Origin of the sequence: Nocardia sp. NPDC002869, from assembly GCF_046764065.1 — a bacterium.
Classification (GTDB): Bacteria; Actinomycetota; Actinomycetes; order Mycobacteriales; family Mycobacteriaceae; genus Nocardia; species Nocardia rhamnosiphila.
Genome location: NZ_JBKOOL010000238.1, coordinates 1 through 6,369 on the forward strand (window position 1 = coordinate 1; position 6,369 = coordinate 6,369).

At 68.0% G+C, this 6,369-nt stretch carries 8 protein-coding genes; 6 read left to right on the plus strand and 2 right to left on the minus strand.

What is annotated here, in order from left to right; translation table 11 throughout:
- The 3 genes from ACLML9_RS27090 to ACLML9_RS27100 all read left to right on the plus strand — a co-directional run.
- The coding region (locus ACLML9_RS27090) for a hypothetical protein (RefSeq protein WP_411948164.1) at positions 1-249 on the plus strand (249 nt) is incomplete at its 5' end.
- 34 nt (positions 250-283) lie between these two features.
- Entirely contained in the window at positions 284-970 is a 687-nt protein-coding gene (nucS, locus tag ACLML9_RS27095; protein ID WP_411948165.1) for an endonuclease NucS, read from the plus strand.
- A gap of 10 nt (positions 971-980) precedes the next feature.
- On the plus strand, positions 981-1,286 hold the full coding sequence (locus ACLML9_RS27100; protein WP_411948166.1) for an ATP/GTP-binding protein: 306 nt from the start codon (positions 981-983) through the stop codon (positions 1,284-1,286).
- A gap of 340 nt (positions 1,287-1,626) precedes the next feature.
- On the opposite strand, the gene ACLML9_RS27105 is transcribed toward ACLML9_RS27100, so the two are convergent.
- Both ACLML9_RS27105 and mce read right to left on the minus strand, forming a co-directional pair.
- Entirely contained in the window at positions 1,627-2,643 is a 1,017-nt protein-coding gene (locus ACLML9_RS27105) for a hypothetical protein (protein WP_411948167.1), read from the minus strand.
- Between the two features lie 86 nt (positions 2,644-2,729).
- Entirely contained in the window at positions 2,730-3,203 is a 474-nt protein-coding gene (gene mce / locus ACLML9_RS27110; protein WP_030525506.1) for a methylmalonyl-CoA epimerase, read from the minus strand.
- 561 nt (positions 3,204-3,764) lie between these two features.
- Between mce and ACLML9_RS27115 the strand changes: the two genes are divergently transcribed.
- From ACLML9_RS27115 to ACLML9_RS27125, 3 genes are all read left to right on the plus strand, one after another.
- Complete coding sequence (locus ACLML9_RS27115) at positions 3,765-4,943, plus strand: acetyl-CoA C-acetyltransferase (protein WP_411948168.1); 1,179 nt, start codon at positions 3,765-3,767, stop codon at positions 4,941-4,943.
- A gap of 69 nt (positions 4,944-5,012) precedes the next feature.
- Entirely contained in the window at positions 5,013-5,381 is a 369-nt protein-coding gene (locus ACLML9_RS27120) for a DUF3817 domain-containing protein (RefSeq protein WP_411948169.1), read from the plus strand.
- A gap of 61 nt (positions 5,382-5,442) precedes the next feature.
- The gene (locus ACLML9_RS27125; RefSeq protein ID WP_411948170.1) at positions 5,443-6,291 is read left to right on the plus strand and encodes a tetratricopeptide repeat protein; all 849 of its coding nucleotides are present in this window, start codon (positions 5,443-5,445) and stop codon (positions 6,289-6,291) included.
- The last annotated feature ends 78 nt before the right edge of the window (positions 6,292-6,369 follow it).

Consider the following 6,369-nt stretch of genomic DNA (forward strand, 5'->3'; position numbering starts at 1 on the left):
GCCCACAATTGTGGGCCCCCTGAAGTGGTTTTCGAGGCTTTTCATTTTCGCGGTTCGCCTCTCGGTGACGAAATGACCGTTCGGGCCGCGGATATCGTGCATGCGAGCGAGCGAACTGCCGCAGCAGGCTGCACGATCTTCCACCGCCTGATTCCGTGTACCGGCCGGATATCGGCGGGCATGCCCTTCCGCGCTGTCTGGCGCGTGCGGTTCACGGTGGAAGTGGCGACGGGCAGACCTCCGCTGTGATCGGTGGGCGGCGGTAGCGCCTAGACTCTGCCGGATGCGACTCGTGATTGCACGGTGCCAGGTCGACTACGTGGGGCGGTTGACCGCTCACCTGCCGATGGCCCGCCGGCTGCTGATGATCAAGGCGGACGGGTCGGTGCTGGTCCATTCCGACGGGGGTTCCTACAAGCCGTTGAACTGGATGAGCCCGCCCTGCTGGTTGGACGAGCGGCAGCCGGACGCGGCCGCCGCGCAACTGAAAGCGCTGTGGGTTGTCAGCAACAAGGCGGGGGAGGAACTGCGGATCGGGATCGAGGAGATCGAGCACGACTCCAGTCACGAGCTGGGCGTGGATCCCGGGCTGGTGAAGGACGGGGTGGAAGCGCATCTGCAGGAACTGCTGGCCGAGCATGTGGAGACCCTCGGTGCCGGATACAGCCTCGTCCGGCGGGAGTACATGACGGCGATCGGGCCGGTGGATCTGCTGTGCCGCGACGCGGACGGAGGAACCGTGGCCGTGGAGATCAAGCGCCGGGGCGAGATCGACGGAGTCGAACAGCTCACCCGGTACCTGGAGTTGCTGAACCGGGACCCGTTGCTGACGCCGGTTGCCGGAGTGTTCGCGGCGCAGCAGATCAAGCCCCAGGCGCGCACGCTGGCCGAGGATCGTGGGATCCGCTGCCTGACCCTGAATTACGACGCCCTACGTGGGACCGAGAGCAACGAATTCCGCCTCTTCTAGACTTGGGGCCATGCCACGACGAAATCCGCGCAGCGCGCGCTCCCGGGCGGAGCCGTCGCGGACCGGTGGCGGGCTCGGCGATGTCTACCGGCGGACCGAACCGGGGCCGGACGGGGACGAGTACGTCGTCCGTACGGTGCCGGGGGCGCGTGCGGTGAAACGGTACCGCTGCCCGGGCTGTGACCACGAGATCATGCCGGGGGTGCCGCATGTGGTGACCTGGCCGGCCGGCAGCGGTGAGACGGACCGGCGGCACTGGCACGGTGGCTGCTGGAAGGGCCGGGGGACCCGGGGGATCACCCGTCGGTGGTCCTAGCGGTGACCCGCCGCTGAGCGCTTCGCGGCCGCGGCCGGACTGTGGTCTGGGTGGCGTGGCCGAGTCGGACAGCGTGCGGCGTAGCCGCCGGCCGGCTATCGGTCCGGGGTGCCGGCGGCGGTAGCGGGCCGCTGGATATCTGCCGGTGCCCGGGTGGCGGACGACCGCACCCTCGGAAGCGGCCCCGGTTCGAGTGCCAGGTCGATCCCGTGCAGGACCTCTCGGCCGGTGTCGTAGATGAGTATGCCGGGCGCCGGAGATGAGGAAGGCCGCCCCGGTGGGGGCGGCCTTCGGATCTGTTCGGGTGTTCGGTTGTCGCCGTGTACGTCCCGACAGCAGCTCAGCGGCTGATGTCGGCGTTCTCGCGTTCTTCCTCGACGATATCGTCGGACTCGTCCTCGGAACTCAGCTCGGGGATGGCCTTCTGACGCGGGCCGTTCACAGATTTATTGCCCTGACCGCTGCCGATGGACTTACGCGGCTGCTCGGGCACACCGTCGAGCAGTTCGCTCTCCCGGTTGACGGCCGCGAGCATCGCCGGCACCGAATCGAGCTGGCCGCGGATACCCAGCAGCTGGGCCAGGACCCGGCCACGCAGTACGCGCATCTCCTCGGCCAGTTCCTTCGCGTGCGCGATCTTGCGCTCGGAGGTCTGGGTCGCCGAGGTGATGAGACGGTTGGCCTCGTCGGTGGCGTCCTTGATCCGCTGGGCGGCCTCGGCGCGGCTGGTGGCCTCCAGCTCTTCCATGGCGCGGGTCAGCTTGGTGCGCCGCTCGGCCATGGTGACCTCGAAGTCCTGCTGGTTGGCCTTGCGCTTGGCCTCGGACTCCTTGGCCAGCCGCTCGGCGTCGGCCTGCGCGGCATCGATGATCTTCGCGGATTCGGCACGAGCATTCGCCAGCGTCTGCTCGTATTCGATTTCCAGCGCTTCGCGCTTTTCCTTGGTTTCGGCAAGCAGGGATTCGTATTTGCCGCGCATTTCGGTGGCCTGCTGCTCGGCGATGGAAACCATCTCGGCGGCTTCGGCCTGGGCGAGGGCGCGAACCTCGGACGCCTCGTCCGAGGCCAATCGCAACATGCGGGAGATGCGGTCGCTCATCCCCTCCGCGGTGGTCGGCGGTACGGACAGCCGGTCGACTTCCTTGCGGAGTTCGTCGATTTCGTCGCGGGCGTCTTCCAGCTGACTGGCGAGGTTCCGGGCCTGGGCGGCGGCGGCGTCGCGGTCGGTGGCGGTAACCCGCAACTCGGCATCGAAGCGGTCGAAATAGTTACGCACCTCGTCTTGCGCATAACCCTTGCGCACAACGGTGAAGGGCAGCGCAACGAAGCGATTGCGATCGGACTCGGGTGACGACATGGCCAACAAACTACAGCCTGAGACCTGCGCATGGTGAGCCGACCGGGAATGTTATCGGAGCGTCTCCTTACCGCCCGATCTCGAGACTAGTGCGTAACATTCGGATCTGGTTCCAGTAACTCGACCAGCACACCGCCAGCATCCTTCGGATGGACGAAATTGATACGGGAGTCGGCGGTTCCGCGTCGCGGCGCCTCGTACAGCAGGCGCATGCCGCGATCACGTAGATATGCGGAAACGGCTTCGATATCGGTGACCCGGAAGGCGAGCTGCTGTAGACCCGGGCCGCTACGATCGATGAATTTCGCGATGGTGGAGGTGTCGTCGAGCGGAGCCAGCAACTGCAGAGCAGTCGAATCGTCCTCGGCGGCGGGCGCGGACAGCATTGCTTCCTGAACGCCCTGTTCCTCGTTGACCTCCCGGTGGGTTTCGACCAGGCCGAGGTTCTCCGCGTACCAGGCGACGGCGGTGTCCAGGTCGGGGACGGCGATACCGACATGGTCGACCGCGACGATGTAGTCGGCGGGGATGAATTCTGATGACGGGGTAGCGGTGCTCACCCTTCGAAAGTAGCGCGTTCCACCCTGCCGCGGTCGCGTACCCACCCGGATCGGGGTCGATAGAGGGCGGCTGCCCTCAAATCCTGCCGAGGTGATCCGCGCATCCCTGCACGCCGATCCGGGGAGACCGCAGGCTACCGTGGAGTAGTACGCGCCGCGCGTCGCTTTCGGGTTACACGCGGATCGCGGGGTCGCATCGCACGCGTCCCGGGCCGAACCCGGGAGCCGGGCGAGGCCGTTCCCGGGCCGGTCACGTGTGTGGTCGGAGCCCGCGCCGGGGCGGAGCGACAGGGTGGAAGAGCGCGGCAGCGGTCGGAGGTCGGTGGTCGTGAGCACTTACCGTGCGGCTGCTCGGCGCGCACGACCACTCGCACTTTCCGCCTTCTCCGGAGGGCCGGCATCCACGGTCGAGGCCCGCCCCGTGCTGGAACGCCGGAGTGGGGAACCGGGGTCCCGGGGACCCCGGCCCTGCCGAAGGCGGGCAAATGAACACAGCCCGGGGTCCCGAGGGCCCCGACCCCGCGCCGCCGAAGGCGACGCAACAGATACAGGAGGCTCGTCGTGACCAACTCCGTGATCGTGGCCGGTGCGCGTACCCCGATCGGCCGGCTGCTGGGCGGTCTGAAGGATTTCAGCGGATCGGATCTGGGTGGGTTCGCGATCGCCGCGGCGCTCGAAAAGGCCGGCGTCCGGGGCGACCAGGTGGACTACGTGATCATGGGTCAGGTGCTCACCGCGGGTGCGGGACAGATTCCGGCCCGGCAGGCGGCGGTGGCGGGCGGTATCCCGATGGATGTGCCCGCGCTGACGCTGAACAAGGTGTGTCTGTCCGGGATCAACGCGATCGCGCTGGCGGATCAGCTGATCCGGGCCGGCGAGTACGAGATCGTGGTGGCCGGTGGCCAGGAATCGATGAGCCGCGCCCCGCATATGCTCGAGAAGAGCCGCGCGGGATTCAAATACGGTGACGTGACCCTGCGCGATCACATGGCCTACGACGGGCTGCACGATATCTTCACCGACCAGGCGATGGGCGCGCTCACCGAGCAGCGCAACGACACCGACCCGATCACCCGGGCCGATCAGGACGCGTTCGCCGCGGCGTCGCATCAGCGCGCGGCCGCCGCCTGGAAGAACGGGATATTCGACGACGAGGTGGCCCCGGTGGAGGTGCCGCAGCGTAAGGGCGATCCGGTCGTGGTGCGGCAGGACGAGGGGATCCGGGCCGATACCACCGCGGAATCGCTGTCCACGTTGCGCCCGTCGTTCCGTAAGGACGGGACGATCACCGCCGGGTCGGCTTCGCAGATCTCCGACGGAGCGGCCGCGGTGGTCGTGATGAGCAAGGCCAAGGCGGAAGAGCTGGGGCTGAGCTGGATTGCCGAGATCGGTGCGGCGGGTGTGGTGGCCGGTCCCGATTCGACCCTGCAGGACCAGCCGGCCAATGCGATCGCCAAGGCCTGCGCCAAGCAGGGTATCGCCCCGGCCGATCTGGACCTGGTGGAGATCAACGAGGCGTTCGCGGCGGTCGGTATCGCCTCGACTCGCAAGCTCGGGATCGATCCGGCGAAGGTGAACGTCAACGGCGGCGCCATCGCGGTCGGGCATCCGCTCGGGATGTCGGGCGCGCGGATCGTGCTGCATCTGGCGCTGGAGTTGAAGCGCCGCGGCGGTGGGATCGGCGCGGCCGCGCTGTGCGGTGGCGGCGGCCAGGGTGATGCGCTGATCGTCAAGGTGTAGACCGCCCGGTTTGTCTCGTGTGACCGGTTCGACTACGACGCCGTGTAGTGGCTAGTGCACAATGGGCGCATGAACTTCCTTGGTCTGGGTACCGTTGCCGGCAGGTTCCGCTTCTTCGCAGTGCTCGAAGCACTGTCCTGGCTCGGCCTGCTGGTGGGAATGGCGTTCAAGTACCTCCCCGCGGAGGGCAACGAGATCGGCGTGAAGATCTTCGGCCCGGTGCACGGCGGCATCTTCGTCCTGTTCGTGCTGACGGCACTGCTGGCCGCGCGTGAGCTCGAATGGAACTGGAAGACCACGGTGCTGGCGCTGCTGTCCAGTATTCCGCCGTTCTGCACGGTCGTCTTCGAAGTGTGGGCCGTACGCACCGGCAAGCTGGGAGAGTTGAGTGCGGTCGGCGCCACCGAGTCCCCGCAGACCCTCGCGGCTTCTTCGTGACAAACTGGACCCTGTGACTCGACCAGCATCCCGTCGTCCTTCACCCGCCGTAGCCGCCGCCATGTCCGGGGCGGTGGATCTGTCCGCCCTGAAGCAGCCGCCGGCGGGTGCGCCGGCCGCCGCGGGCGACCATACGGTCACCGAGGCGGATTTCGAGACCAAGGTGCTGCGCCGCTCCGCCCAGGTACCGGTCGTGGTGGCGCTGTACTCCCAGCGCAGTCCCGGCAGCATCGAACTGGTCCAGCTGCTGGAGCGGCTCGTGGGCGAGGCCGACGGCACCTGGGATCTCGCCGCCGTCGAAGCCGAGAGCAATATGCGCATCGCGCAGGCCTTCGGCGTCCAGGGCATCCCGACGGTGATCGCGGTCGCGGGCGGACAACCGCTGGCCGATTTCCAGGGCAACCAGCCCGAAGCGCAGGTCTCACAATGGCTGACCGCCGTCGTGCAGGCGGTGGAGGGCAAACTCGAGGGCGACCCGAGCGCGCCCCAGGAGCCGCTCGCCGATCCCCGGTTCGCGGCGGCGGAGGCGCTGCTCGAACAGGGCGACCTGGCGGGAGCGGAATCGGCCTACGAATCGATCCTCGAGCAGGAACCCGGTAACTCCGAGGCCAAAGCGGCGCTGCGGCAGGTGAAGTTCCTACGCCGGGCGCAGGACCTCCCGGAATCGGCGATCGCCACCGCCGACGCGGACCCCGGCAATGTCGCGGCCGCGCTCGACGCCGCCGATGTGGAACTCTTCCAGCAGCAGCCCGAGGCCGCGTTCGACCGGCTCATCGCGCTGGTCGCCCGGACCGCCGGAGACGAACGCACCACGGTCCGGACCCGCCTGTTGGAACTGTTCGAACTCTTCGACCAGGCCGAGTCGTTCGTGGTGGCGGCCCGCCGCAAACTGGCAACCGCCCTGTACTGAGTTCATGGCGCCGCCTCCGGCGTCGCGGGGTCGAGGCCCCCTTGGTCCCGCCGTTCAGGCCTCGAGACTCGCGCCGAG

Coding starts and splice junctions, on each gene's coding strand:
- nucS (WP_411948165.1), top strand. CDS start 284: ATGCGACTCGTGATTGCACGGTGCCAGGTCGACTACGTGGGGCGGTTG.
- ACLML9_RS27100 (WP_411948166.1), top strand. CDS start 981: ATGCCACGACGAAATCCGCGCAGCGCGCGCTCCCGGGCGGAGCCGTCG.
- ACLML9_RS27105 (WP_411948167.1), bottom strand. CDS start 2,643: ATGTCGTCACCCGAGTCCGATCGCAATCGCTTCGTTGCGCTGCCCTTC.
- ACLML9_RS27120 (WP_411948169.1), top strand. CDS start 5,013: ATGAACTTCCTTGGTCTGGGTACCGTTGCCGGCAGGTTCCGCTTCTTC.
- ACLML9_RS27125 (WP_411948170.1), top strand. CDS start 5,443: ATGTCCGGGGCGGTGGATCTGTCCGCCCTGAAGCAGCCGCCGGCGGGT.